The organism is Streptomyces sp. NPDC002776 (assembly GCF_053592195.1).
Window position 1 is genome coordinate 153,621 of record NZ_JBSFVG010000009.1, and the last position, 25,226, is coordinate 178,846.

Annotated in this window: 24 protein-coding genes; 13 read left to right on the plus strand and 11 right to left on the minus strand. The window is 73.8% G+C overall.

The window, feature by feature from the left end:
• Positions 1–40: 40 nt before the first annotated feature.
• From ACWD11_RS19920 to lnt, 4 genes are all read right to left on the minus strand, one after another.
• A complete protein-coding gene (locus tag ACWD11_RS19920) occupies positions 41–1,963 on the minus strand; it encodes a helix-turn-helix domain-containing protein (protein WP_451284439.1) in 1,923 nt (640 codons plus the stop codon).
• A gap of 68 nt (positions 1,964–2,031) precedes the next feature.
• On the minus strand, positions 2,032–2,832 hold the full coding sequence (locus ACWD11_RS19925) for a 3-hydroxybutyrate dehydrogenase (RefSeq protein ID WP_451284441.1): 801 nt from the start codon (positions 2,830–2,832) through the stop codon (positions 2,032–2,034).
• Positions 2,833–2,886: 54 nt separating this feature from the next.
• Entirely contained in the window at positions 2,887–3,366 is a 480-nt protein-coding gene (locus ACWD11_RS19930) for an NUDIX hydrolase (RefSeq protein ID WP_389417831.1), read from the minus strand.
• Between the two features lie 10 nt (positions 3,367–3,376).
• The gene (gene lnt / locus ACWD11_RS19935; RefSeq protein ID WP_451284444.1) at positions 3,377–4,984 is read right to left on the minus strand and encodes an apolipoprotein N-acyltransferase; all 1,608 of its coding nucleotides are present in this window, start codon (positions 4,982–4,984) and stop codon (positions 3,377–3,379) included.
• A 220-nt stretch (positions 4,985–5,204) separates the two neighbouring features.
• Here lnt and ACWD11_RS19940 point away from each other — a divergent pair, with 220 nt between their 5' ends.
• Positions 5,205–6,269 carry an O-antigen ligase family protein gene (locus ACWD11_RS19940; protein WP_451284446.1) on the plus strand — a complete coding sequence of 355 codons (1,065 nt, stop codon included), beginning with the start codon at positions 5,205–5,207 and terminating at the stop codon, positions 6,267–6,269.
• Between the two features lie 51 nt (positions 6,270–6,320).
• Here the strand turns inward: ACWD11_RS19940 and ACWD11_RS19945 are convergent, their stop codons facing one another.
• Complete coding sequence (locus ACWD11_RS19945) at positions 6,321–6,866, minus strand: hypothetical protein (protein WP_389417828.1); 546 nt, start codon at positions 6,864–6,866, stop codon at positions 6,321–6,323.
• An 88-nt stretch (positions 6,867–6,954) separates the two neighbouring features.
• Positions 6,955–7,740 (minus strand): glutamate racemase, encoded by a 786-nt coding sequence (locus tag ACWD11_RS19950; protein WP_389417827.1) that lies wholly within the window; start codon positions 7,738–7,740, stop codon positions 6,955–6,957.
• A gap of 57 nt (positions 7,741–7,797) precedes the next feature.
• On the opposite strand from ACWD11_RS19950, the gene ACWD11_RS19955 reads away from it, so the two are divergent.
• Positions 7,798–8,961, plus strand: coding sequence for a glycosyltransferase (locus tag ACWD11_RS19955; protein ID WP_451284449.1), 1,164 nt, complete (start codon positions 7,798–7,800; stop codon positions 8,959–8,961).
• On the opposite strand, the gene ACWD11_RS19960 is transcribed toward ACWD11_RS19955, so the two are convergent.
• Positions 8,962–10,230 (minus strand): TerD family protein, encoded by a 1,269-nt coding sequence (locus ACWD11_RS19960; RefSeq protein WP_451284623.1) that lies wholly within the window; start codon positions 10,228–10,230, stop codon positions 8,962–8,964.
• 303 nt (positions 10,231–10,533) lie between these two features.
• Between ACWD11_RS19960 and ACWD11_RS19965 the strand changes: the two genes are divergently transcribed.
• The 4 genes from ACWD11_RS19965 to ACWD11_RS19980 all read left to right on the plus strand — a co-directional run bounded on the left by ACWD11_RS19965 (position 10,534) and on the right by ACWD11_RS19980 (position 15,212).
• On the plus strand, positions 10,534–10,974 hold the full coding sequence (locus tag ACWD11_RS19965) for a DUF6643 family protein (protein WP_389417825.1): 441 nt from the start codon (positions 10,534–10,536) through the stop codon (positions 10,972–10,974).
• A gap of 42 nt (positions 10,975–11,016) precedes the next feature.
• Positions 11,017–11,844: an MOSC domain-containing protein gene (locus ACWD11_RS19970; protein WP_451284451.1), complete on the plus strand. Its 828-nt coding sequence runs from the start codon at positions 11,017–11,019 to the stop codon at positions 11,842–11,844.
• A 163-nt stretch (positions 11,845–12,007) separates the two neighbouring features.
• Positions 12,008–12,616 (plus strand): Rv1733c family protein, encoded by a 609-nt coding sequence (locus ACWD11_RS19975; RefSeq protein WP_451284453.1) that lies wholly within the window; start codon positions 12,008–12,010, stop codon positions 12,614–12,616.
• 157 nt (positions 12,617–12,773) lie between these two features.
• Positions 12,774–15,212, plus strand: a complete 2,439-nt coding sequence (locus tag ACWD11_RS19980; RefSeq protein ID WP_451284455.1) for a right-handed parallel beta-helix repeat-containing protein — start codon at positions 12,774–12,776, stop codon at positions 15,210–15,212.
• Here the strand turns inward: ACWD11_RS19980 and ACWD11_RS19985 are convergent.
• Positions 15,182–17,515, minus strand: coding sequence for a hypothetical protein (locus ACWD11_RS19985; protein WP_389417821.1), 2,334 nt, complete (start codon positions 17,513–17,515; stop codon positions 15,182–15,184). The two genes, ACWD11_RS19980 and ACWD11_RS19985, sit on opposite strands and share 31 nt — an antisense overlap.
• Before the next feature lie 289 nt (positions 17,516–17,804).
• Between ACWD11_RS19985 and ACWD11_RS19990 the strand changes: the two genes are divergently transcribed.
• Both ACWD11_RS19990 and ACWD11_RS19995 read left to right on the plus strand, forming a co-directional pair.
• Positions 17,805–18,635 carry a DeoR/GlpR family DNA-binding transcription regulator gene (locus ACWD11_RS19990; RefSeq protein WP_389417820.1) on the plus strand — a complete coding sequence of 277 codons (831 nt, stop codon included), beginning with the start codon at positions 17,805–17,807 and terminating at the stop codon, positions 18,633–18,635.
• A 37-nt stretch (positions 18,636–18,672) separates the two neighbouring features.
• The gene (locus ACWD11_RS19995) at positions 18,673–19,149 is read left to right on the plus strand and encodes an SRPBCC family protein (protein WP_451284625.1); all 477 of its coding nucleotides are present in this window, start codon (positions 18,673–18,675) and stop codon (positions 19,147–19,149) included.
• A gap of 1 nt (position 19,150) precedes the next feature.
• Here the strand turns inward: ACWD11_RS19995 and ACWD11_RS20000 are convergent, their stop codons facing one another.
• On the minus strand, positions 19,151–20,275 hold the full coding sequence (locus ACWD11_RS20000) for an L-cysteine desulfhydrase Cds1 (RefSeq protein WP_389417819.1): 1,125 nt from the start codon (positions 20,273–20,275) through the stop codon (positions 19,151–19,153).
• Between the two features lie 326 nt (positions 20,276–20,601).
• Between ACWD11_RS20000 and ACWD11_RS20005 the strand changes: the two genes are divergently transcribed.
• From ACWD11_RS20005 to ACWD11_RS20025, 5 genes are all read left to right on the plus strand, one after another.
• Positions 20,602–20,925, plus strand: a complete 324-nt coding sequence (locus ACWD11_RS20005) for a hypothetical protein (RefSeq protein ID WP_389417818.1) — start codon at positions 20,602–20,604, stop codon at positions 20,923–20,925.
• A 184-nt stretch (positions 20,926–21,109) separates the two neighbouring features.
• Positions 21,110–21,646, plus strand: a complete 537-nt coding sequence (locus ACWD11_RS20010; protein WP_389417817.1) for an ATP-binding protein — start codon at positions 21,110–21,112, stop codon at positions 21,644–21,646.
• Between the two features lie 112 nt (positions 21,647–21,758).
• Positions 21,759–22,334, plus strand: coding sequence for a TetR/AcrR family transcriptional regulator (locus ACWD11_RS20015; protein WP_451284458.1), 576 nt, complete (start codon positions 21,759–21,761; stop codon positions 22,332–22,334).
• 9 nt (positions 22,335–22,343) lie between these two features.
• A complete protein-coding gene (locus tag ACWD11_RS20020; protein ID WP_451284460.1) occupies positions 22,344–22,928 on the plus strand; it encodes a DUF4865 family protein in 585 nt (194 codons plus the stop codon).
• 123 nt (positions 22,929–23,051) lie between these two features.
• Positions 23,052–23,240, plus strand: coding sequence for a DUF1272 domain-containing protein (locus tag ACWD11_RS20025; protein WP_389417980.1), 189 nt, complete (start codon positions 23,052–23,054; stop codon positions 23,238–23,240).
• A gap of 15 nt (positions 23,241–23,255) precedes the next feature.
• Here the strand turns inward: ACWD11_RS20025 and ACWD11_RS20030 are convergent, their stop codons facing one another.
• Both ACWD11_RS20030 and ACWD11_RS20035 read right to left on the minus strand, forming a co-directional pair.
• Positions 23,256–24,500 (minus strand): ROK family protein, encoded by a 1,245-nt coding sequence (locus tag ACWD11_RS20030; RefSeq protein ID WP_389417814.1) that lies wholly within the window; start codon positions 24,498–24,500, stop codon positions 23,256–23,258.
• A 36-nt stretch (positions 24,501–24,536) separates the two neighbouring features.
• Positions 24,537–25,181: an alpha-ketoglutarate-dependent dioxygenase AlkB family protein gene (locus ACWD11_RS20035; RefSeq protein ID WP_451284462.1), complete on the minus strand. Its 645-nt coding sequence runs from the start codon at positions 25,179–25,181 to the stop codon at positions 24,537–24,539.
• Positions 25,182–25,226: the final 45 nt, after the last annotated feature.

Sequence of the window (25,226 nt, forward strand, 5' to 3'; positions counted from 1 at the left end):
CGGGATGCCGGTCGGGGGCCGGGCCATGTCCTCGGGCCGCTTACCGCGTCAGCCGGTGCAGCCGCAGTGCCATCTGGATCTCCAGCGCGCGGGCCGGGGTCTGCCAGTCGTCGCCGAGGAGGCGCCCGATGCGTTCCAGACGCTGGGCGACGGTGTTCACATGGACGTGCAGGTCGTCCTTGGTGCGGGCGGGGCTCATCCCGCTGGCGAAGTAGGCGTCGAGGGTGCGGACCAGGTCGGTGCCGCGCCGTGCGTCGTAGGCCACGACCTGGCCGATGGTGCGGTCGACGAAGCCGGTGATGTCCCGGTCGCCGGAGAGCAGCAGTCCGACGAAGCCGAAGTCCTCGGCGGCGGCGCCGTCTCCGCGGCGGCCGAGCAGCCGGAGGGCGTCGAGGCAGCGGCGACCCTCCTCGTAGGCGGCGGCCACGGCGTCCGGGTTGGTGGCGAGGTCCCGCAGCGGGGCGGAGGCCCCGACGGTGACCGGCTCGTGGACGGCGGTGCCCAGGTGGTGGGCGGTGCGGCGGGCCAGGCCGGTGGCGGTGTCGCCGGTTTCCAGGGGCAGCAGCAGGACGGTGCCGCCGTCGCGGGCCGCGGCGAGGCCGTGCCGGGTCGCGGCGAGGTGGGAGGCGGCGGACCACAGGCGCCGGCGGGCCGCGGCCTCCTGGTCGGCGTCGGCGGCGGCGCCGTCGAGGCGGGCGGCGAGCACCACATGGGTGGCGTCCAGGTCGGCGTCGAGCCGGGTGGCGCGCTCGCGCAGCAGGCGCGGATCGCGGTCGCGGCCGTCCAGCAGGTCGTCCAGCAGCTCGCCGCGCACCCGCTGTTCGGCCTCGGCGGCCGAGCGCCGGGCGAGCAGCAGCAGCGAGGTGACCATGGCGGCGCGCTCCAGGGTGCGCTGGTCGACGGGGTCGAGCCCGGGATGGCCGCGCAGCACGAGCGCGCCGAGCAGTTCACCGCCCGCGGACACGGCGGCGATCCAGTCGTCCTGGTGCCGTACGGCGTGTCCTTCCGCGCGGGAGGACTCCAGCGCGCGGGCGGGCGCGCTCTCGGTGAACTCCACGGTCCCGTCGAGGACTTCGGAGACCGCCGCGGCCACGTCGTGCACCCCGCCGCCGCGCAGCACGAGTTCGGCGAGCCGGTCGTGCACGTCGGAGGCGCGCTCGATGACCGCGCTGCGGTCCCGGATGATCTCGTTGGCCCGCTCCAGACCGGCGAGGGCCGAGCGGGTCTCGGTGAGCAGGTTGGCGGTGTCGATGGCGGCCGCGGCCAGGGCGGCGAAGGAGCCCAGCAGCGCGATCTGCTCCCGCTCGAAGACCCGGGCCCGCCGGTCCGCCGCGAACAGCACGCCGATGACGTGCGGCCCCAGCATCAGCGGCACCCCGCAGATCGCCACCAGGCCCTCGTCCCGGACCCCGGAGTCGATGCTGAGGGTGTGCCGGAACCGGTCGTCCTGCAAGTAGTCGTCGGTGACGTACGGGCGGGCCGTCTGGGCGACGAGGCCGCCGAGCCCCTCCCCCATGCCGAGGCGCAGCTGCTGGAAGCGGGCGGCGACCGAGCCCTCGGTGACGCGCATGTAGGTGTCGCCGCGCTGGGGGTCGTTGAGGCTGAGGTAGGCGACATCGGTGCCGAGCAGCGACCGGGCGCGCTGCACGATCGCCTGGAGCACGGCGTCCAGGTCCCGCAGTCCCGCGAGGTCGTGGGCGGTCTCGAACAGCGCGGACAGCTCGGCCTCGCGGCGGCGCCGCCCCTCCAGCTCCGAGCGGACGCGCAGCGCGAGCAGCTTGGCCGCCTCCAGCGCGGCGATCCGCTCGGCGGGCTGTCCCTCGGCGCGGGCGAGCAGCACCGGCTGCTCGTAGGCGTCGGCCGAGGCGCCTCGGGCCAACAGCTCCAGGAACGGCGCCTCGGCACCGCCGTCCGGCGCGGGGCCGGCGGCGCGCTCCTCGGACTGCACGTGATCGCGGGACATGCTCACAGGATTCCTCATCGCACCACCACCGGGTCAGTCCCTGTGGACAACCCGCGTCCCACGACCGCTCAGTGCGCCGTCCAGCCGCCGTCCAGGACGAGGGACGTGCCGGTCACGAAGGACGCCTGGGGACTGCACAGATACGCCACCGCCTCGGCGACCTCGTCCGGTTCGATGAGCCGCTTGAGCGCACTGTCCTGGAGCATGACGTCGGTCAGGACGCGCTCCTCGGGGATCCCGTGCGCCCGGGCCTGGTCGGCGACCTGCTGCTCGACCAGGGGGGTGCGCACATAGGAGGGGCACACACAGTTCGAGGTGACGCCATGGGGCGCGCCCTCCAGGGCGGCGGTCTTGGAGAGGCCCTCCAGACCGTGCTTGGCGGACACATAGGCCGCCTTGTAGGCGGAGGCGCGCAGGCCGTGCACCGAGGAGATGTTGACGATGCGGCCCCACCCCTGGCCGTACATATGGGGCAGGGCGCCGCGGATGAGCCGGAAGGGCGCCTCCAGCATCACGGTGAGCACCGTGTGGAAGACGTCGGGCGGGAACTCCTCCAGGGGCCGCACCAGTTGCAGTCCGGCGTTGTTGACGAGGACGTCGGTGCCGGCGGCGACGAGTTCGGCGGCGTCCAGGTCGGTCAGGTCGAGCAGGTGGGGTTCGACGGTGCCCGCGAGGCCCCGGCACTGCTCGGCGAGCGCCTCCAGGCCCGCGGCGTCCCGGTCGACCGCTCTGACCTTGGCCCCGGCGGCCGCGAGCCGCAGGGCGCAGGCGCGGCCGATGCCTCCGGCGGCGCCGGTGACAAGGGCGGTGCGGCCGCCGAGGTCGAGCGAGGGAGCGGGGGGCGCCGGGCGGGCGTGGGACGCGGTCATGCCCCGACCCTAGGCAGCGCTCCCGTCCCGCCCCATGTGGTCAGAACCCATACTTCATTCGGAAGTCGTGGGTTCGAACCATGTGGGTTCGTCGGACAGGGCCTGTTTGATGCGGAACAGCTGGCGTTCGCCCATCGGGGGCAGCGCGTCCACCTCGTACCAGCCGACGTCCAGGGACTCGTCGTCGTTCACGCGCGCCTCGCCGCCGACCGCCCGGCAGCGGAAGGTGATGTCCATGAACTGGCATCGGTCGCCGTTGGGGTAGGCGACTTCCTTCCCGGCGCGGACGAGCACGACCCGCTCGACGACGCAGCGCACCCCGGTCTCCTCGTACACCTCCCGCACGGCGGCTGTCGCGGGCTGCTCACCGGGGTCCGGGATGCCCGAGATCACCGTCCACTTGCCGTTGTCCGCGCGCTGCCCCAGCAGGACCCGCCCGGCGTCGTCGAAGACCACGGCGCTGACGCCCGGCAACCACAGGAGCTGGTGGCCCGCGGTGGCCCGGATCGTGCGGATGAAGTCAGGTGTCGGCATGCCCTCGACCCTAACGGGCCGGTGCGGTCCGCCTCGTGCGCGCTCCGGCGCCGATCGCCCAGCCGAGTCCGCCCGCGGCGACCAGCACCAGGGCGATCTCCGGCAGGATGCCGAGGCGGGTGGCGGGCGTCTCGGAGGAGCGCAGCGGTACCTCCTGCACCAGGGAGTCGGCCACGAACATGCCGGTCCGCTGGGTGATGGTGCCGTCCGGCATGATGATCGCGCTGACGCCGCTGGTCACCGGGACGGTGACGGTCCGGCTGTGCTCGACGGCCCGCACCCGGGACATGGCGAGCTGCTGGTAGGTCATCTCGCTGCGGTCGAAGGTGGCGTTGTTGCTCGGCACGGAGATCAGCTGGGCGCCGGCGGTGACGGTGTCGCGCACCGCCCAGTCGAACGCCGCCTCGTAGCAGGTGGCCAGGCCCACCTCGGTGCCGCCGATGCTGAACACACCCGGCTCGCTGCCCCGGCTGAAGTCCTGACGGACCATGGACGTCCACTCGGAGTTGATCGCCCCGATCATCGACCGCAGCGGAAGGTACTCGCCGAACGGCTGGATCTGCCGCTTGTCGTAGGTCTGGAGCGGGCCCTCGACGGGGTCCCACAGGATCTGCTCGTTGAGCAGCTTGCCGTCCCGCTTCACCACGCCGCCGACCGAGATCGGCACCCCGACGGCCTTGGCCGCCGCGTCGATGACCGCGCGCGCGTCGGCGTTGGCGAAGGGGTCGATGTCGGAGGAGTTCTCCGGCCACAGCACGAAGTCGGGCTGGGCCGCCTTGCCCGCCTCGACCTCGGCGGCCAGCCGCTCGGTCTCCCGCGCGTGGTAGTCGAGCACGGCCCGGCGCTGGGAGTTGAAGTCGAGGCCCGCGCGCGGGACGTTGCCCTGGATGACCGCCACGGTCACCGTGCCGTCCTCGGCCCGGTCGCTGACCAGCGGCCGGGCGGCCAGCGCCCCGGCGACGGGGACCGTGACGCTCAGCAGGGCCACGGCGGCGGCCGACCGCCGGACGGCCCCGGTGCGCCGCCGCACGGCGAGCCGGACCACGTCGTACAGGCCGAAGCCGCACAGGACGACCGCGAAGCCGAGCACCGGGGTGCCGCCCACCGCGGCGAGCGGCAGGAAGACGCCGTCGGCCTGGCCGAAGGCGATCTTGCCCCAGGGGAATCCGCTGAACGGCGCACGCGCGCGTGCCGCCTCCCCGGCGACCCACAGGGCCGCGGCCCACAAGGGCGAGCCGGGCAGCCGGGAGACCGCGGCGATGCCCGCGCCGACCAGCGCGACGAAGACGGCCTCGATGACGACCAGCGCGAGCCAGGGGCCGGGGCCCACCTCCACGCCCGTCCATACCAGCAGCGGCAGCAGGAAGCCGAGACCGAAGAGGTAACCGAGACCGAGGGCCGCCTTCCAGCCGCGGCCGCGCAGCACCCAGGCGAAGCCGGCGAAGGCCGGCAGGGCCAGCCACCACAGGGTGCGCGGCGGGAAGCTGACGTAGAGCAGCACTCCGGAGAGCGCCGCGGTGAGAGGCGGGAGCAGGCGGTCGAGCCACACCCGGTACGGGGCGGGCGCGAGCGGCTTCACCTGGTCCGACTCCTCCACGGGGGTTGCGGTGACGGTCACTGTGGGAGTGTACGGCGGGCCGGCCGGCCGCCGACAGCGCGGCCCTGGGGGCGGCGGCCCGGTGTGCCACATCGCTCCTGCCCAAGACGTCCACAAATCGTCCATCAGCCGTTACCGTGTGCCGAGCACATGTCGTTCGAGCCGGTCAGCACCATGTCGGAACGTTTCGTCACGGTTCGGGGGCGACCGGGTAGCGGGGGTCGGGGTGGGTGCCACGGGGATGACGTCTACGGCCGGTTCCGAGGGCGCCAGGGACATCGGCGAAAGACGCAACGCTCTGGACGCGGCGGGCGTCGTCGTGCTCGGCGCCTGCGCCGCCTGGTCCCTGGTCACGGCCACCGTCCAGGACGGCCGGCCCGAAGGTGTGCTGCTCGCGATCCTGGCGGTCGCCGCCGGTTACGCGGCGGGCCGGATCGGCGGAGCGCTGCTGCCCGTCGCCGCCCCCGGCGCCGCCGCGCTGGCCGGAGTCGCCCTGACGGTCACCCTCCCGCACCTGGGCCCGGATCCCGAGATCGTGCCCCCGCTCGGCCAGGCCGGTGCCACGGCCGCCCTGCTCACCCTGTCCACGGGCGCCGCCTGCTGCGCGGCCTGGGCCGCCACCGCGCCCGCCCGGCTCGCCCTGCGCCTGCTGGCGGCCGGGATCGCGGTGACCGCGGCCGCCCTAGGCTCCACCACCGGCTTCGTGGTCTGTTCCCTGGTGCTGTTGTGCTCCCTCGCCGCCGGGCGGATGCGGCACCGCGGTGTCGGGGTCGCGGGACTGGCCGTGGCCACGGCCGTGGTGACCGGCCTGACCTGGGCGGTCGCCGGGCGGGCGGTGCCGGACGGGTTCGCCGCGTCGGTGGAGGGCCAGCTGACCGGACACCGCCTGGACCTGTGGCACGACGCCTTGGAACTGGCCCGGCAGAACGCCGCCCTGGGCGTGGGGCCCGGCCGCTTCGGCGAGCTGAGCACGACCGCCACCAGCACCCTCCTGTCCGACGGCAAACCGCACTCGGCGCCCCTGCAGCAGGCGGCCGAGCAGGGGGTCGTCGGAGTGGTGCTGCTGGCGGCGGCCTTTGGCTGGATGCTGTTCGCGCTCTGGCGCGCTCCCCGCCCGACACCGGTCGTCCTCACCGCCGGCGCGGCGCTGACCGGCCTCGCGGCGATCGCCGCCGTGGGCAACGCGCTCAGCTTCACCACGGTGTCGGTGGGCGCGGGACTGCTGGCCGGAGTGGCCACGGCCCGCCCGCTGCCCGAGGCGCCGCCCGCGGCCGTGCCGGAGACGCGCCCGCGCCCCGCGGCATGAGAGCAGTGCGCGGTGCCGGGCGTACCCGCGCGCAGCCGGTCCCGCGTGAGATCAGTGCGCGGTGCCGGGCGTACCCGTGCGCAGCCGGTCCCGGATGAACCGGACCGCGGCCTCGGCGTCGTCCACGGTGATCGTGAACGTATGCCCGTCCCACAGCCGCAGCACCACGCCCTCACCGCGCCGTACGACGACCGCGGTGCCCTTCTCCGGCCGCCAGCGGTAGCCCCAGCCGCCCCAGTGGCGCGGGGTGACCAGCGGGGCGAAGTCGGCGCCCGCGACCTGCGACAGCGGGATGCGGCGGCGCGGCACACCCATGTGGCCGCAGCGCACCTCGAGTGACTCCATGTCGACCTTCAGGGCGACATGCACGAACGCCAGGGTGCCGAAGAGCACCAGCAGGCCCGCCGCGATGCAGCCGACGACGGCCATCGCGAGCGGGGCGACGCCGGAGGTCCAGGCCGACTCGACGGCCAGCTCGATGCCGAGCGCCATACAGGCGGCGCCGATCAGCGCCAGCAGCCACTGGACGCGGTTGGTGGCGCGTCCGGTCCAGACGTCGGGGTACGGCGCGTGCTCGGCCTGGGGGTGCTCCCTCATGGCAATGAGGTTACTCAGGTTTCGCTGCGCTGCTACCTCGTAGCGCAGGGTGACTGGTCCGGGTGGGCGTCCTTCGGAGGGCCGCCGGTCACCGGGTGGGGGTGACCGCCCGCAGCAGCCGGCCCTCCTCGTAGGCCAGGGCGGGCTCGGGCAGGGCGCCCTCGCGTCCGCTCAGCAGCACGGTGACGGTGCCGCCGGCGTCGGCCCCGGGCGCGGGCTGCGCGCCGATCCGGCGCAGCGCCTGGGCGGCGACCGCTTCGGCGGAGCCGCGCAGGACGAGCGGCGGGCGGCCGGGCTGCTGGACGGCGGCCCGGATGCGCTCGGCGACCAGCTCGTAGTGGGTGCAGCCGAGGACGACGGTCGTCACGTCGTCGGGGGTCAGGGCGGCGGCCGCGGCGACGGCGGCGGTGATGGCGTCCTCGTCCGCGTGCTCCACGGCCTCGGCGAGCCCGAAGCAGGGCACCTCGGTGACCGTCACCCCGTCGGCGAAGTCCTTGATGAGGTTGCGCTGGTAGGGGCTGCCGGTGGTGGCGGGCGTCGCCCAGATCGCGAAGGGGCCGCCGCCGGCCGCGGCGGGCTTGATCGCGGGGACCGTGCCGATCACCGGAATGGCCGGTTCGAGACGGGCGCGCAGGGCGGTCAGGGCGTGCACGCTCGCGGTGTTGCAGCCGACGATCAGCGCCTCGGGCCGGTGCGCTGCCGCGGCCTCGGCGACGGCGACGGCGCGCCGGGTGAGGTCCTCGGGGGTCCTCGGTCCCCAGGGCATGCCGTCCGGGTCGAGGGAGAGGACGAGATCTGCGTCGGGCCGCAGCCGTCGTACCGCGGCGGTGGCCGCGAGCAAGCCGATTCCGGAGTCCATCAGCGCGATCTTCACCCGGCCACGATAGTCGATGGGCCCTTGCGGGCCGGTGGCGTGGGGCAGACTGCGCGGGTGAGCGCCTTCGTGTGGATCGCCGTCGGATCACTCGCCGTCTGGCTGTGGCTGCTGCTGTGTCAGGGCTTCTTCTGGCGCACCGACGTACGGCTGCCGGCCCGGCGGGAACCGCGCGCGTGGCCGTCCGTGTGTGTCGTCGTACCGGCGCGCGACGAGGCGGCGGTCCTGCCCGACAGCCTCCCTTCGCTGCTGGCCCAGGACTATCCCGGGCGGGCCGAGATCTTCCTCGTCGACGACGGCAGCCGCGACGGCACCGGGCGCTCGGCGCGTGAGCTCGCCGACCGACACGGGGGTCTGCCGCTGACCGTGGACTCCCCCGGTGAACCGCCCGCGGGCTGGACCGGCAAGCTGTGGGCGGTGCGCCATGGCATCGGCCTGGCACGCGCGCGTGACCCCCGCTACCTGCTGCTGACGGACGCCGACATCGCCCACGCCCCCGACAGCCTCCGCCGGCTCGTCGCCGCCGCGGAGACCGGCGGCTTCGACGTGGTCTCGCAGATGGCCCGGCTGCGGGTGGAGAGCATGTGGGAGCGGCTGGTGGTCCCGGCCTTCGTCTACTTCTTCGCGCAGTTGTATCCCTTCCGCCGGATCGGGAGGAAGGGGAGCCGCACGGCGGCCGCGGCCGGGGGGTGTGTGCTGCTGCGCGCGGACGCGGCCGAGCAGGCCCGGATCCCGGACGCCATCCGGCACGCCGTGATCGACGACGTGGCGCTGGCGCGGGCGGTGAAGGGGAGCGGCGGGCACATCTGGCTCGGCCTCGCCGACGGGGTGGACAGCGTGCGGCCGTACCCCCGGCTGCACGACCTGTGGCGGATGGTCTCCCGCAGCGCGTACGCGCAGCTGCGCCACAGCCCGCTGCTGCTCGTCGGTACGGTCGCCGGGCTCGCGCTCGTCTACCTGGTCCCCCCGCTCGCCCTCGCGGCGGGGGACACGGCGACGGCGACGGCCGGCGGGCTCGCCTGGCTGGTGATGACCGGGACGTACGTGCCGATGCTCCGCTACTACCGGCAGCCGCTGTGGCTCGCTCCCCTGCTGCCGTTCACCGCGCTGCTGTACCTGCTGATGACGGTCGACTCCGCGGTGCAGCACTACCGGGGGCGCGGCGCGGCCTGGAAGGGCCGTACCTACGCCCGTCCGGACGCGGTGCCCGAGGAGGGGTGACTACTTGCGGCCGGGCGTCCAGTTCATGCCCCAGCCGTACGCGTAGTCCACGGTCCGCTGCGGGCTCACCCCTCGCTCGGGCACCAGGTAGCGGGCCTCGCGCTGGACGACGAGGTCGCTGCCGGTGTTGGTGATCAACGCCAGCGCGCACACCGTGGAGGGCACCGTGCACTCGTCGAGCGAGAAGTCGACCGGGGCGCCGAACTGGGGCGTGAGGGTGACCGTGGCGTTCAGGTCGGCGAAGGAGCGCGCGCCCTCGTAGATGGTCACGAAGACCAGGATGCGCCGGAAGGCCCGCTGCTGGTCCAGGTTGACGGTGAGGTTCTCACCGGTGGCGACGGCCCCGGTGCGGTCGTCGCCGTCGAGGTGGATGTACGGCGGCTGGTGCAGCGAGCCGTAGGCGTTGCCGAGGGCCTGGACGACGCCCTTGCTGCCGTCGGTGAGCTCGTACAGGGCGCACAGGTCGAGGTCGAGGTCGTTGTGCATGGCGATCGGTCGGCCCAGCTTGCTCGCCCAGCCCGAGAACTGCTTGCGCACCTGCCAGTTGAGGTTCACCCGCAGGGCGCCCGAGGTCCCGCCCTGCTTGGTCAGCGAGACCGAGGGGGCCGACTTCGTGAGCGTCACCTTGCTGAGACTGACCGGGGACGCCTGGGGCGGGGACGGGGCGGTCGGCGGCATGGCGGGCGCGGAGGGCATCCTCGCGGCGGGAGCGGCCGGAGCGGCGGAGGGCGTCGCGGGTGCCGCCTGCTGCGGCTCGTCCACGGTGATGCCGTAGTCGACGGCCAGGCCCTCCAGGCCGCTGCCGTAGCCCTGGCCGACGGCGCGGAACTTCCACGCGCCCTGCCGGCGGTAGAACTCGCCGAGCACGAAGGCCGTTTCGACGGTGGCCCCGGCGCTGTCGAACCGGGCCACCGAGGTGCCCTGGGCGGCGTCCTTGACCTCGATGGCGAGATCGGGGACCCGGCCGAAGGAGCCGCCGTCGGAGGAGGCGGCGAGGATGACGGTCTCGATCGCGGGCTCCACGCGCGCGAGGTCGACGAGGAGGGTGTCGGTCACCCGGCCCCCGGCGTCCCGCTTGCCCTCGTGCCGGACCGCGCCCGAGGCGTGCGCGGGCTGGTTGTAGAAGACGAAGTCCGCGTCGGAGCGGACCTTCCCGCCGACCAGCAGCAGCGCCGAGGCGTCGGCGTCGGGCACCCCGGGCCCGGAACGCCAGCCCAGTTCGACGCGCAGCGCCGTCGTCGGCACCGGAACGTTCGATCCCTTCGGCATTGACATGTCCGCCCCCATCACGTGTCAGCGCGCCAGGTCGTGCCCCGGCCGGTTTCCTTCGGTTCCGTACAGGGTCAACCTATTCCCCGCGCGCGGGGAAGCGGCACCGGAGGGACCCGGGAAGATCGCCGGCCAACCGTCGGTAACCCCCTCGGAACTTGGCCTTTACCGGATCGGAGTGCCGCATGGCGTCCCTTTTTGGCAAGTTCGCTCGCATTGGGGATCCCGCGTCACCGCCAACACGGAAATCAACCCTCTTATCGGTCTCCCCAACCAGCACATCGTGGGCTTAACTTATGTGCCATGACCTCCCCCCGCTCCACTTATGGTGGCGGCTACTACTCCGCCTCCTTCCCGGACACCCCGATCTACGACTCGCTCGTGGCCGAGCGGGGCACCCCGCAGATCGCCCCGATCCGGGTCCCCGCCGCGTACGACACGAGCAGCAGCCATCTGCCCGCGCTCCCCTCGGCCCTGCCCGCCCTGCCGGCGGCACCCTCCCAGCCGTCCTACGGCAACGGCTACGGCTACCCGCAGGCCCAGCAGCCCGCGCCGCTCCAGCAGGCCCCCGCCGCGTACATCCCGCAGCAGGCGGCCGCGCCCCGCGGCTATCCGGGTCCGCAGCCCCAGCAGCCGCGCCCAGCGGCCCCGACGGGTTACGAGGCGATGCGTCCGGCGGCACCCCGGCCCGCGGCCCCGGTGTACCAGGACCCGTACAACAACCAGCAGTACCGCGGCTACTGAGCCGTTCCCCGGCCGGTCCGTGCCACCTGGCACGATGACCCCATGGGGAATGCACGACTTGAGTCGATACACGTTCATCCGGTCAAGGCGTTCCGGGGCACCGCGCCCCGGGAGGCCGTGGTGGAGCCCTGGGGGCTGGCCGGTGACCGTCGCTGGATGCTGATCGACGACGGGGGAAAGGTCGTCACACAACGCCAGCAAGCGCGTCTCGCGTTGGCCGCCGCCGAGCTTCTGCCCGGCGGCGGCCTTCGGCTGTCCGCGCCCGGCATGGAGCCGCTGGCCGTCCGGGTGCCGAAGCCCGCCGCCACCGTCCCGGTGGAGATCTTCCGCGACAAGGTCCAGGCGGTGCCCGCCGAGGACGACGCCGTGCACGCCTGGTGCAGCACCTATCTCGGCGTCGCCGTGCGCCTGGTGCACCTGGACGACCCGGCGACGCGCAGGCCCGTCGACCCGGAGTACGCGCTGCCCGGTGAGACCGTCAGCTTCGCCGACGGCTACCCGCTGCTGCTCACCTCGACCTCCTCCCTCGACGCCCTCAACACCCTGATCGCCGCGGGCGATCACGCGGACGAGGGCCCGCTGCCCATGAACCGGTTCCGGCCGAACGTCGTCGTGTCCGGCACCGCCGCCTGGGCCGAGGACGAGTGGTCCCGTCTCGCCATCGGCGACGTCACCTTCCGGGTCGCCAAGATGTGCGGGCGGTGCGTCGTCACCACCACCGACCAGGGCACCGCGGGACGCGGCAAGGAGCCGCTGCCCACCCTCGGACGCCATCGCCGCATCGGCGGCAAGCTCGTCTTCGGGCAGAACCTGGTGCCGCTGACCGGCGGCACGATCCGGGCCGGGGACCGGGTGGAGATCCTCGCCTGACCCGCGGTGGCGGGAACCATGCCCGGCAGCCTGCGCGTTGAGCCTTTCGCGAGCAGTTCATGAGAGGTTCGGGCGCGGGCGATGTCGCTCTCCCTTCGGCCGGGATCGCGCGTGGGCGGCTCCGCCGGGGGGTGGTCACGGAGCGGGAAGGGGGCGCGGGACGGTGCGGGCCATCAGTGGGCTCTGGCGCTGGCGGCACAACCCGCTGCGCCGGGCGACCGATCTTGCCGAGGCCTGGGTCGCGCTGTGCGCCCTGCTGCTCCTCCTCGTCCTCGCCCCCGTGGCCGGCGTTCTGGTCGGCGCCCTCGCGCAGGAGGCGCTGCGGGAGTCGGTACGCGAACAGCGGGCCTCCCGGCACCAGGTGACGGCCACCGTCACCGGCACCCTGGGCGGCTCCCCGCTGGACGCCGACCCGGAGACCGCCGCCTCGGGCCGGGAGGTGCGCACCCGGGTGCTGGCCGACTGGACCGCGCCGGACGGCACCGAGCGGCACGGCGCGGCCACGACGCGGATCGACGACCCGCGGCCGGGCGACCGCTTCCCGCTGTGGACGGACCGTCAGGGCCGCGTGGCCGCGCGCCCACTGGACTCCGCGACGGCGACCACGCATGCCGTGCTGGCCGGGTTCGGCGCGGCTCTGCTGGTCATAGGCGCCGTCGAGAGTTCCAGACGGCTGATCGTCCGGCGCATGGTCCGCCGCCGGTACGCCCGTTGGGACCAGGCCTGGGACCGGGCGGGACCGGACTGGGGCCGGACCGGCGCCGGCAGCTGACCGCGTTCCGCCTCTGGTCAACCCGAGGACTGCGCGCACGCTACGGTGGACCGGCCGAGTCTTCGGTGAAGATCCGCGCGGGCCGGTCACCGGCGCGCCGACGCGTCCCGAAGGCGACGAGCCGTCAGTACGACCGAGGTGGGGGCACAACAACGCCATGGCACAGGGCACGGTCCAGGTGACGCACACCGGCACGTCGCGGTGGCGGCGCCGCACGGGTGAGTACGCATCGCTCGCCGCAGCGCTCCAGGCCGCGGCCGACGGTGACGTCCTCACCATCGCGCCCGGTACCTACCGGGAGAACCTCGTCGTCCAGCGCCCGGTGACCCTGCGCGGCCCCGAGGGCTCCCCCGGCTCGGTGCGGATCGCCCCGCCGGACGGTGTGCCGCTGACCGTGCGGGCCTCGGCGGTGATCCAGGACCTGCACGTGGAGGGCCAGGACTCGGCGGCGCCCGCCCTGCTGATCGAGGAGGGCGCGCCGGCGCTGGCCGACATCCGGATCGTCACCCGTTCCGCCGCCGGCATCGAGGTGCGCGGCGGTGCCCGGCCGACCGTGCGGCGCTGCACCGTCGACAACCCCGCGGGCATCGGCATCGCCGTCCTCGACGGCGGGGGCGGGGTGTTCGAGGAGTGCGAGGTCGTCGCGGCCGGCCAGTCCGGTGTCGCCGTACGCGGCGGCGGCCACCCCCGGCTGGAGCGCTGCCGGGTGCACCACGCCGGCGCGGGCCTGACGGCGACCGGTGAGAACTCCGCGCTGGAGGCGGTCGGTTGCGAGGTCTACGAGGTGCGGGGCAGCGGTGTCCAGATCACCGGCCGGGCCACCGCGCACCTCACCGACTGCGATGTGCACCGCACCGCGGCCGACGGGGTCACGCTCGACACCGACGCCGTGCTGACCCTCGCCGACTGCCGGATCCACGACATCCCGGAGAACGCGGTCGATCTGCGCTCCCGTTCCGTGCTCACCCTGACCCGTACGACGGTGCGGAAGTTCGGGCGCAACGGCCTGTCGGTGTGGGACCCGGGCACCCGCGTGGACGCCAACCAGTGCGAGATCTTCGACAGCACCGGCGACTACCCGGCCGTCTGGGTCAGTGACGGCGCCACCGCCGTCCTGGACTCGTGCCGGGTGCACGACGTGCCGGACGCCCTGTTCGTCCTCGACCGCGGCTCCCGCGCGGACGTCGTCGACAGCGACCTGTCGCAGGTGCGCAATACCGCCGTGTCGGTGAGCGACGGCGCCACCGCCCAGCTCGACGACTGCCGCATCCGGGACGCGGCGACGGGCGCCTGGTTCCGCGACCACGGCAGCGGCGGCACCCTCGCCAACTGCGCGCTGGACGGCGTGCAGACCGGCGTCATCGTCACCAAGGGCGCCGACCCCACCATCGAGCGGTGCACGGTCGACTCCCCCGCCGAGGCAGGCTTCTATGTGTCGGCGGGCGGCCGGGGCAGCTTCCTGAACTGCCGCGTCACCAACAGCGCGGGGTACGGCTTCCATGTGATCGACGGCTGCCGTACGACGCTCAGGAAGTGCCGTACGGAGCGCTGCGCCCGCGGCGGCTACGAGTTCGCGGACGCCGGCCCGGACACGGGCTCCGGGACCGGGCCCGTGGTGGAGGACTGCACGAGCGACGAGAGCGCGGGACTGCGCTCCCCGGCCGCGCCCCGCGAGCCGGCCGTGCAGACCGCGAGCCAGTCACCGGGCCTGCTCGGCACCATCCCCGGCCAGCGCGCCACCGGCCAGGACCCGTCGGCCGCCCCGGCCGCGCCGGAGCGGCCCGCGCGGACCTCTCAGGACGTCCTCGGTGAACTCGACGCGCTGGTCGGCCTGGACAGCGTCAAGCGCGAGGTGCGGGCGCTCACCGACATGATCGAGGTGGGCCGGCGCCGCCGGGAGGCGGGCCTGAAGGCCGCCTCCGTCAAGCGGCACCTGGTCTTCACGGGGTCCCCCGGCACCGGCAAGACGACGGTCGCCCGGCTGTACGGCGAGATCCTGGCCTCCCTCGGTGTCCTGGAGAAGGGCCATCTCGTCGAGGTGTCCCGGGTCGACCTGGTCGGGGAGCACATCGGTTCCACGGCGATCCGCACCCAGGAGGCCTTCGACAAGGCGCGCGGGGGTGTGCTGTTCGTCGACGAGGCCTACGCGCTGTCGCCGGAGGACTCCGGCCGGGACTTCGGCAAGGAGGCCATCGACACCCTGGTGAAGCTGATGGAGGACCACCGGGACGCGGTGGTGGTGATCGTCGCGGGCTATACGGCGGAGATGGAACGCTTCCTTTCGGTCAACCCGGGGGTGGCCTCCCGCTTCTCGCGGACCATCACCTTCTGCGACTACAGCCCCGGGGAACTGCTGCGGATCGTGGAGCAGCAGGCCGAGGAGCACGAGTACCGGCTGGCGCCGGGCGCCGCCGAGGCGCTGCTGGCGTACTTCACGGCGCTGCCCAAGGGGCCCGCGTTCGGCAACGGCCGTACCGCGCGGCAGACCTTCGAGGCCATGGTGGAGCGGCACGCGGGGCGGGTTGCCCAGGTGGCGGAGCCCAGCACGGAGGATCTGACGCTGCTCTATCCGCAGGACCTGCCCGAGTCGTCCTGAGCCCGGGGCGCGGGCAGCTGGGGGCGCAGCCGGGCCAGCAGCCGTTCGCGTTCCTCGGCGAAGGCCGGGTCCGCCTGGTAGTCGGAGTGGCCGAGGACCGGCGCGGGCAGGGGGTGCAGTTCGGTGCGGCCGAAGGCGAGGGGGTCCTTCAGGGCGTCGCGGTCCACCTCGGGGCCGCAGGCGCCGGACAGCAGGACGGGACCGCCGATGGGGTCGGTGGGCCGGTGGAGGTTGCGCCAGCAGTCGACGTCCTGGTGCAGGGCGCTGAGCGCGGCCGGGCCGAAGTGGGCGGGGAACCAGCGGCCGTAGAGGCGCTCCAGGGGCGAGCCGTAGGTCAGCAGGGCGACGCGCTTGCGGACGGCCGGGGGCAGCTGCCAGGCGGCGGACGCGGCGAGGACGCTGCCCTGGGAGTGGCCGGACAGCACGAGGCGGCCGCCCGTGGCCCGGGTCCAGGTGGCCATCCGCCAGGTCAGATCGGGCACCGCGCGCTCGGCGTAGCAGGGCGGGGCGAAGGGGTGGGCGGCGCGCGGCCAGAAGGTGCCCACGTCCCAGAGGATGCCGATGGTGCGCCGCGCGGAGGCGTCCTTGTAGGCACGCCGGCCCCAGGTGACGAACAGTATGAAGCCGAGGCCGATCAGCCAGGATCCGAGGGCCTGGGCGGTCTCGGCGGCGCCCTGCACGAAGGGGTGCGCGGGTTCGGTGGCCTCGGCCGGGGTCTCGTCGGTGGTGAGGGCGCCCACCAGGGCTGCCGCGCCGAGCAGCAGGGTCGCGGTGGAGACGACGGCGACCAGGAGCGGGCCCCGGTCGGTGAGGGAGGCCAGCGCGCGGGTGCGGGCGATACGGCGGCTGCGCGTGCTGTCCTGCGGTTCGCCGCCGTAGTCGCGCCGCACGGCGGCGAGTTCGGCGCGCGCGAGCCGAACGGTGTGCCGGGCGAGCCAGCCGCACAGCAGGAGCACCAGGATCAGCAGCGGCGGGATGACGGAGGCCTGCCAGGTCAGCAGGACCGGCGGGCCGGGGATCGAGGCGCGCGTGCCGTCCAGCCAGTCGGCCACGCGCTGGGCGACGCCGCCCGACATCACCCCGCCGAGGGCGCAGGCCAGCATGGTGACGGCCGGGCCGCCGAGGCCCCGCAGTGCGGCCCTCGGGTCGGGGTGGGTGCGGTGCAGGACGGAGGCGATGACGGCGAGGGCGATGACGAGCAGTCCCTGGACGAAGGCGAGGGCGCCGAAGGTGGCGTCGCCGGGGAGCCGGCCGCTGGACGTCCACTGCGGACGCTGCCAGGCGGCGTAGACCAGGGTGAGGGCCAGCAGGGCGAGGGAGACGAGCGGCAGGCGCCGTACCAGAGCGTTGTCGCGCCGCTGGTCCAGGCGGTGCTCGCTGCGGCCGCGGCGGCACACCACCCAGACCACGACGACCGCCGCGCTCAGCAGGGACGCTTCCATGAGGCGGCCGAGGGCGTCCAGGGCGGCGGGGCCGCCGGGCCGGTGGTCGAAGCGGGCCGCCGGCAGACCGGCCGCGGCGGCGACCGTGAGCAGGCCCGCCGCGGTGTGCGCGGCGCGCAGCCGGGCGACCAGGCGGCGGCCGTACCAGAAGCCGGGGCGGCCCAGCGCGGTGCGGTCGGTGTCCTCGTCGGGTTCGCCCGCGCGGACCGGCGGCTCCTGGGACTCGTACGCGCTCCAGGTGCGGTGGGAGAGGTACCAGAGCAGGCCGGTGAGGGCGAGCGGCACCAGGGCGGCGAGGGCGAGGCGGCGGCCGGGCAGGCTCCACCAGCCGGCGTCGGTGGCTTCGGGCGACAGGAAGTCCAGCCAGGAGTGGCGCTGCGCGCACGCGCGGGTGCCCGCGCACTGCCAGGCGGTGAGATCGAGGGCCACCTCGCAGGCAGCCGCGACGAGCAGCACCGTCAGGGACAGCGCGGCGAGGCGGACGAGCAGGCCGTAGAGGCGGACCGTGCGGATGCGGCCGCGGGCGCTGGGGCGCATCCAGTGGGCGAGATTGACCACCATGAAGGGCAGCAGCAGCAGCCACAGGGCGCGGGCGCCGTGGCCGGAGGTGAGGTTGCACCAGACGTAGGCCTCGGGGACCGGCCGGTCGCGGTAGTCGGCGGGGCGGGACTCGGCGTCGGCGTCGTCGGCGCGCCGGAAGACGGCCGCGGTGTCGTCGCCGGTGATCCGCTGGGTGCGGGGATCGCCGAGCATGTCCGCGGGTGTGGTGCCGCCGACGCCGTGGACCAGGAGTTCCAGGGCGATGTCGGCTTGCTCGGGCCGCGCCGCGGCGGCCGAGGCATGGTCTGGCGCACGCTCCACTGTTCGCCCTTCCCCCGTGACGAGCCGTCGGCCGGTGTCCGCGGGCACCAGGATCGCCGCTCGGCGGGCGGCTCACACCCCTCGTCACGGAATCTCCCCGATCCGGGTGCCAGACGGGGAACGGATGATGCGCGGGTGACATGCGCGCGTCGGGCAGCCGGTGGCGCGGGCCGTGCCCCGGCGTGCGAGGATGGGACGTCCGCGGCCCCCCAATGGTGAGAATGTGCTTGTCGGAGCGGGTGCGGCGCGGCGGGTGAGACGGCTTTTGGCGAAAGGAACCGGAGCGTACGTGAGTGAGAATCAGAACCTCCTCGCGGAGCAGCGGCGCGCCCTGATCCTGGACGAGGTCCGGCGCCGCGGCGGGGTCCGGGTCAATGAGCTCACCCGCAAGCTCGGCGTGTCGGACATGACCGTGCGCCGCGATCTCGACGCGCTGGCCCGGCAGGGCGTGCTGGAGAAGGTGCACGGCGGCGCGGTGCCGGTGGTCGAGGCGAGCACCCACGAGCCGGGCTTCGAGGCCAAGTCGGGTCTGGAGCTGACGGCCAAGGAGGACATCGCGCGGGCCGCGGCCGAGCTGGTCGCCCCGGGCGCGGCGATCGCGCTGTCCGGGGGGACGACGACGTACGCGCTGGCCCATCAGCTGGTGGACGTGCCCGACCTCACCGTCGTCACCAACTCGGTGCGGGTGGCCGATGTCTTCCATGTCGCGCAGCGCACCGCGGGCCCCCGGCAGGGCGCGGCCACGGTGGTGCTGACCGGCGGGGTGCGCACCCCGTCCGACTCGCTGGTGGGGCCGGTGGCCGACCAGGCCATCGCGGCGCTCCACTTCGATGTGCTCTTCCTCGGGGTGCACGGCATATCGGTGGAGGCCGGCCTGTCGACGCCGAACCTCGCCGAGGCCGAGACCAACCGCCGTCTGGTGCAGTCGGCGCGCCGGGTCGTGGTGGTCGCCGACCACACCAAGTGGGGTGTGGTGGGGCTGAGTTCGTTCGCGGCGCTGCACCAGGTGGACACGCTGGTGACGGACCGGGGTCTGCCCGTCGAGGCGCGGACCGAGGTGTCGGAGCAACTGCGGCGGCTGGTCGTCGCCGGAGAGCCGGAGGACCCCGCAGACAGCTAGGGTGGCGCTCGAGGCCATCGCCAAGGGGGTTGCGTCCATGCTGCGCCAACTGCGGCCGGAGGGGCTCGACTTCGTCGAGAGCGCTCCGGTACGGCTCGTCTTCGCCCGCGACATCTCCGCACCGCCCGAGGTGGTCTTCAGCGCCCTGGCCGACGACGTGCCCGGCTGGGCGCAGTGGTTCCCGTCGGTGACCCGGGCCCGCCCCGTCGAGGGCACCGAAGCCGGCCGCGACATCACCCTGCGCGGCGGCATCCGCTTCGTGGAGCACGTCCTTGCGGCGCGCAACCCCGAGGTGTACGCCTACGCCGTCGCCTCCACCAACGCACCCGGCCTGCGCGCCCTGGTCGAGGAGTGGCGGTTGGCCCCGGCCGGGACGGGCACGCGCGTGCGGTGGACGTTCGCGGCGGACGGCCCGGCGCCCTTGCGGATGATGCTCCGGGCCGCGCGGCCCGGACTCGGGCGGGCGTTCCGGGACGCCGTCACCGCGCTGGACCGGCGGCTGGCGGACCGCTGAGTCAGGACGGCCAGACGCCCGTCTCCAGCAGCGACTCGATCGCCTCGGTGTACGGCTGGATGTCCAGGCCCTGTTCGGCGAGCCAGGCGTCCGAGTAGTACTTGTCGAGGTAGCGGTCGCCCGGGTCGCACAGCAGCGTCACCACGCTGCCCTGCCGGCCCTCGGCCACCATCTCGGCGACGATCTTCAGCGCGCTCCACAGCCCGGTGCCGGTCGAGCCGCCCGCCTTGCGGCCGATGACCTTCTCCAGCGCCCGTACGGCGGCCACGCTCGCCGCGTCCGGGACCTTCATCATGCGGTCGATCGCGCCGGGCACGAAGCTCGGTTCCATCCGCGGTCTGCCGATGCCCTCGATGCGCGAGCCGCAGTCGCAGGTGACGTCCGGATCGCCGGTGGTCCAGCCCTCGAAAAAGCAGGAGTTCTCCGGATCGGCGACACAGATTCGGGTGTCGTGCTGCATGTAGTGGACGTACCGGGCGATGGTCGCCGACGTGCCGCCGGTGCCCGCCGTCGCCACGATCCACGCGGGCTCCGGATACCGCTCCAACTCCAGCTGGCGGAAGACGGATTCGGCGATGTTGTTGTTGCCGCGCCAGTCCGTGGCGCGTTCCGCGTAGGTGAACTGGTCCATGTAGTGGCCGCCGGTCTCCACCGCGAGGCGGGCGGACTCCTCGTACATGGTGCGCGGGTCGTCCACGAAGTGGCACTGCCCGCCGTGGAACTCGATGAGGCGGATTTTCTCGGCACTGGTCGTGCGCGGCATGACCGCGATGAACGGCACTCCGATCAGTTTCGCGAAGTACGCCTCGGACACCGCCGTCGAGCCACTGGACGCCTCGATCACCGGGCACCCCGGCCTGATCCAGCCATTGCACAGGCCGTACAGGAAGAGCGAGCGGGCCAGGCGGTGCTTGAGGCTGCCCGTCGGGTGGGTCGACTCGTCCTTCAGGTACAGGTCGATGCCCCACTTCTCCGGCAGCGGGAAGCGGAGCAGATGCGTGTCGGCCGAGCGGTTCGCGTCGGCCTGGACCTTGCGGACGGCCTCTTTCAGCCAGTGCCGATACCCGACATCGGTGTGATCGACGTCGAGGGTCGCGCCGGTCCGGGTCTGCTGAGGGGTGCTCACGACGGGCTCCTTACGCTTCGCGCCGACGGCGACTCGCGCGGCCGACGCCCCGATCATAGACACCTTCAGCACCCTTCTCACCTGCATAAACACACCTTTGGGCAGCTCAAAGGCCACCCTGGGGGCAGCGCCGCGCGACCGGTGGGGGGCGCACTCGGGCGAGTGCTCCGGCCCCGCACGGGCGACCCACGTCACGTACTGGTGCTCGACGCCGGACGGGGGCAGACTTCACCGAGGGCACACACGGGATCACGCACCCGAGCCGGACCTCGCCCGCTCAGACCCTTCGGTCCGGCCGAACGACACGCGCAAGGGGGCGGGACGGCATGGCGGAGCCGGAGTTCACGGCGACGGGCGTGCGGATCGGGAAGCGGCTGCGCTCGCTCACCCGGGCCGGGCAGGTCCGGATCAGCGGCGGTCGGCTCGAACTGCTCACCAGCTACGGCAGCGAGATCGACAGCGCGCCGGTGCAGGCGGTGCGGGCGTCCAAGCCCTGGTTCGTACCGGACGACCGGGCGCTCGCGGACCTCAACGGCAACCGGTACCTGCTGACCCTGGGCGACCACGACCCGGCGCCCGGAGAGGCGGGGCCGCCCGCGGCGCGCCGGTTCATCGAGGCGGTACGGAAGGCTGCGGGACGTAACCGCTGATGTACGGCGAGTTGCGGTACCTCACCCGCTGCGTCACGCTGGTCTCACGTCACTATGGGTTTACCGGCGATAACGCTGCGAACCAGCCGCCGGCCACGACAGCAGGCGGCCGTTGTACCAGGCACTCTGCTGGATCGATCCGAATCCCGTGTTCTTCCGGACCTCAAGTCGGGGAGTCGCAGCCGTGATCAGTCACCCAAGCAGGCACTGCACGGTGGAGCTCCAAGCCCTGCCGTCGCGGATCGGCCAGGTCCGCAGAATCGTATCTGCGCAGTTGCGCTACTGGCATCTGGATCCCTTGATAGACCGGGCGGCGCTCGGTGTGACGGAGCTGTTGACCAACGTCCACCAGCACGCACAGCCCGACAAGATGTGCACGGTGGAGATCGAGCTGCTGCTCGACCGGCTCATGGTCTCCGTGCACGACCACGACCCGCGTCTGCCGGTCGTGGAGGACATCGACGAGGTCGCGACCCTCGCCACGTGCGGCCGGGGCCTCGCGATGGTGGCCGCCGTCAGCGAGAGCTGGGGTGTGCGGCCGGACGGCGAGTCGGGCAAGGTCGTGTGGTTCACGCTGCCGACCCCGGCGTCGGCCAGGGCAGCGGCGGCGCGTCCGCCACGGCGGACGGTGCTGGACACGCACCGGTACACGGACATCGGACCGCGTGTCGATCTGCGCAGGCCCGAACATGCTCCCGCCCGGTCAGCCGCTGTCGGCTGACCGGGCGGTGAGATTTCTGCGGTGACGCCGATCGCGCTCAGCCCTCCGGGGTTGCGCGCGATCGGCATCGTGGCCCCCGGCTCAGCCGTCACTGGCTTCTGTAACTACTAGTATGTACAGTGAGGGTATGAGCACCCCCGAGCGGCTGATCGAGTCCACGCGCGCGTTGCTGTGGGAGCGCGGTTACGTCGGTACCAGTCCCAAGGCGATCCTGGAGCGGTCCGGGGCCGGGCAGGGCAGCATGTACCACCACTTCAAGGGCAAGCCCGACCTCGCCCTGGCCGCGATCCGGCGGACCGCCGAGGAACTGCGGGCCACCGCGGAGGCGGTCCTGAGCGCGCCGGGGACGCCGTACGAGCGCATCGAGGGCTATCTGCGGCGTGAGCGTGAGGTGCTGCGCGGCTGTCCGGTCGGGCGGCTGACCATGGACCCGGAGATCGTCGCGAGCGAACAGCTGCGCGCGCCGGTCGACGAGACCCTGGACTGGCTGCGCGAACGGCTCGCCGGGATCGTCGAGGAGGGCAAGGAGCAGGGGCAGTTCGCTCCCGGCCTGGACGGCGAGGAGATCGCGGCGACGATCGTCGCGACCGTCCAGGGCGGCTATGTGCTGGCCCGCGCGTCGAGTTCCCCGGCCGCGTTCGACACCGGGGTCCGGGGGCTGCTCGCCCTGCTCCGTCCGACCGTCTAGGGGGTTTCTGTGCACGCGATGCAGTACGAGATCAGCCTGCCCGCCGACTACGACATGGGCATCATCAGGCGGCGGGTCGCCGAGCGGGGGCATCTGCTCGACCGCTGGGAGGGGCTCGGGCTGAAGGCCTATCTGATGCGCGAGCGCGGGGTGCACGGTTCGCCGGTCAGCCAGTACGCGCCGTTCTACCTCTGGAACACCGCGGAGGGCATGAACTCCTTTCTGTGGGGCGGCGGTTTCCAGGGGATCTGCGACGACTTCGGAAGGCCCTCGGTGCGAGGGTGGACCGGGCTGGCGTATGCGGAGGGCAGCGGTTCTCGGGCGCGCACGGCGGTACGGCGGCGACGACCGGTGCCGGAGGGGGCCCGCCTGGCCGACGTCGCCGAGGGCGCGCTGAGCGAGGCGCGGCGGCTCGCGGCGCGGGAGGGGGCGGTGCTGGCGGCGGCCGGAGTGGACACCGGGGCCTGGGAGTCCGTGCACTTCTCGCTGTGGCAGCAGGAGGCGCCCGAGACCGAAGGTGACGTGTTCCAGGTGCTGCATCTGTCGGCACCCGAGCGGGACCGGCTGAGTCGGAGGGGCCCGCGCGGCGGATGATCCGTCGCCCGGCCCTGCGGCTGGCCCGATCCTGTTGATCTCTGTCCCGACGGCCCCTTTCGGCCACGCCCGGCGCGCGGAGGATGGAAGCCGACACGGACGATGCCGAGGAAAGGCGCGGAGATGGCCCTGGAGATGCGTGACCGCTGCGAGCGTTGCGGGACGGCGGCCCTGCCGGCCGACGGGCCCGCCCTCATCTGCTCCTACGAGTGCAGCTTCTGTGTGCCGTGCGGCGAGACGATGCGTCAGGTGTGCCCCAACTGCGGCGGCGAACTGGTGCCGAGGCCGCGCCGGGTGGCGTCCGCGGCCTAGGAGCGGCCCGGTGGTTCACCGGGGGGTCAGCGCGCCCAGGGGATCGTCCAGCACCGGCTGCCAGGCCAGTTCGGCCGCGCCCACCAGGCTGTTGTGGTCGAGCGTGCACGCCAGGATCGGCACGCCGCCGCTCTGCCCCCACAGGCTGCGGTCGGCGACCACCGCGCGCAGCCGGTCCGGGTCGGCGGCCAGCAGGGTGCGGTGCAGGCCGCCGAGGATGATGCGGTCCGGGTTGAGGATGTTCACCAGGCCCGCGAGGCCGAGGCCGAGCCGGTCGATCAGCGCCTCGGTGGCGGTGCGGACGTCCGGGTCGTCGTAGTGGTGCCGGATCAGGTCGTTGGCCTGCTGCAGCAGCGACACCTCGGGGCCGGTTTCCCGGCCCGCGGCGGTGAGCAGGGCCAGCGGGTCCGCCTCGACGTCCAAACAGCCGCGGCTGCCGCAGTGGCAGGGGCGGCCCTCGGGGTTCACGGTGAGGTGGCCGACCTCCAGGGCGAGCCCCGAACTTCCGGTGTGCAGCCGCCCGTCGAGCACCAGCGCGCCGCCCACGCCCCGGTGCCCGGTGGCCACGCACAGCAGGTCCCGGGCACCGCGCCCGGCGCCGTGCCGGTGCTCGGCGAGCGCGGCGAGGTTGACGTCGTTGCCCGCGAACGCCGGTCCGCCGATCCCGGCCGCCCGTACGCACTCGGCGAAGATCCTGCGCACCGGGGCACCCACGGCCCACGCCAGGTGCAGCGGGTTCAGGGCGAGACCGTCGGGTTCGGCGACGGCGGACGGCACGGCGAGGCCCGCGCCCACGCAGCGCCGGCCGGTCGTGCGCAGCAGGTCCGCGCCCGCCTCGACGACCGAGCCGAGGACCTTCGCCGGGTCGGCGTCGACGGTCTCGCAGCCCGGCGCGGTGGCGACGATCCGCCCGCCGAGGCCCACCAGCGCGGCCCGGAAGCCGTCGGCGTGCACCTGGGCGGCGAGGACGACGGGGCCGTCCTCGGCGAGTTCGAGCCGGTGCGAGGGGCGGCCCTGGGAGCCGGCCGCCGCGCCGGGCCGGGCGTCGACCCGGATCAGGCCGAGCGCCTCCAGTTCGGCGGCGACCGCGCCGGCCGTGGCCCGGGTCACCCCGAGTTCGGCGGTGAGCACGGCACGGGTGGGGGCGCGTCCGGTGTGCACGAGCTCCAGCGCGGGCCCGAGCGCACCGCGCCCCCGGTCCAACCGCGTCCTCGAGGTGGTCCCTTCCCCCGCCGGCCGGGGGTCAGCCTTGCCGCTCATGAGGGCGAGTCTCCCATGATCCGCAGGTGCGCCGGTCTACCGGCCACTGACTCTGAGCGTGACGTTCAGCCTCCCGGTCAGCCCCAACTCGGGCGGCGCGGTGCCCGGATACACCTTGGGCACCCCGTGATAGGCGAGCCGGGACGGTCCCCCGAACACGAAGAGGTCCCCGCTGCGCAGCTCCACGTCCGTGTACGGCCGGGTCCGGCCCTCGGTGTTGCCGAAGCGGAAGACGCAGGCGTCCCCGAGGCTCAGCGACACCACCGGGGCGTCCGCCTCCTCGTCGCTGTCGCGGTGCATGCCCATGCGGGCGTCGGCGTCGTAGAAGTTGATCAGCGCGATGTCGTACGGCGCCGCCGCCCCGTCCCCGAGCGCGTCCCGCACCGCCCGCCGGCCCAGCTCGCCGAGCCAGGCCGGGAAGGGCTTGACCGGGGCGCCGTCGCCGTCGACGACGGTGCGGGCGTAGCCGTACGGATACCAGTGCCAGCCCAGGCACACCTGCCGCGCGGTCATCGTGCCGCCGCCCGGGGTGTGCACCGTGCGCAGCCCCGCCGGCGGCCGGGCCCACTCCCGGCAGGCCGCCAGCAGCTCGCGCTGCCGGTCCGGGTCCAGCCAGTCCGGTATGTGCACCGCGCCCGGCGCGAGCTGCGCGCGGGGCCTCGGGAACAGCTCGGCGTCCATCCCTCCATCCTGCCCTGAGCTGGGGTTCCGCTAGCCTGGACGGAC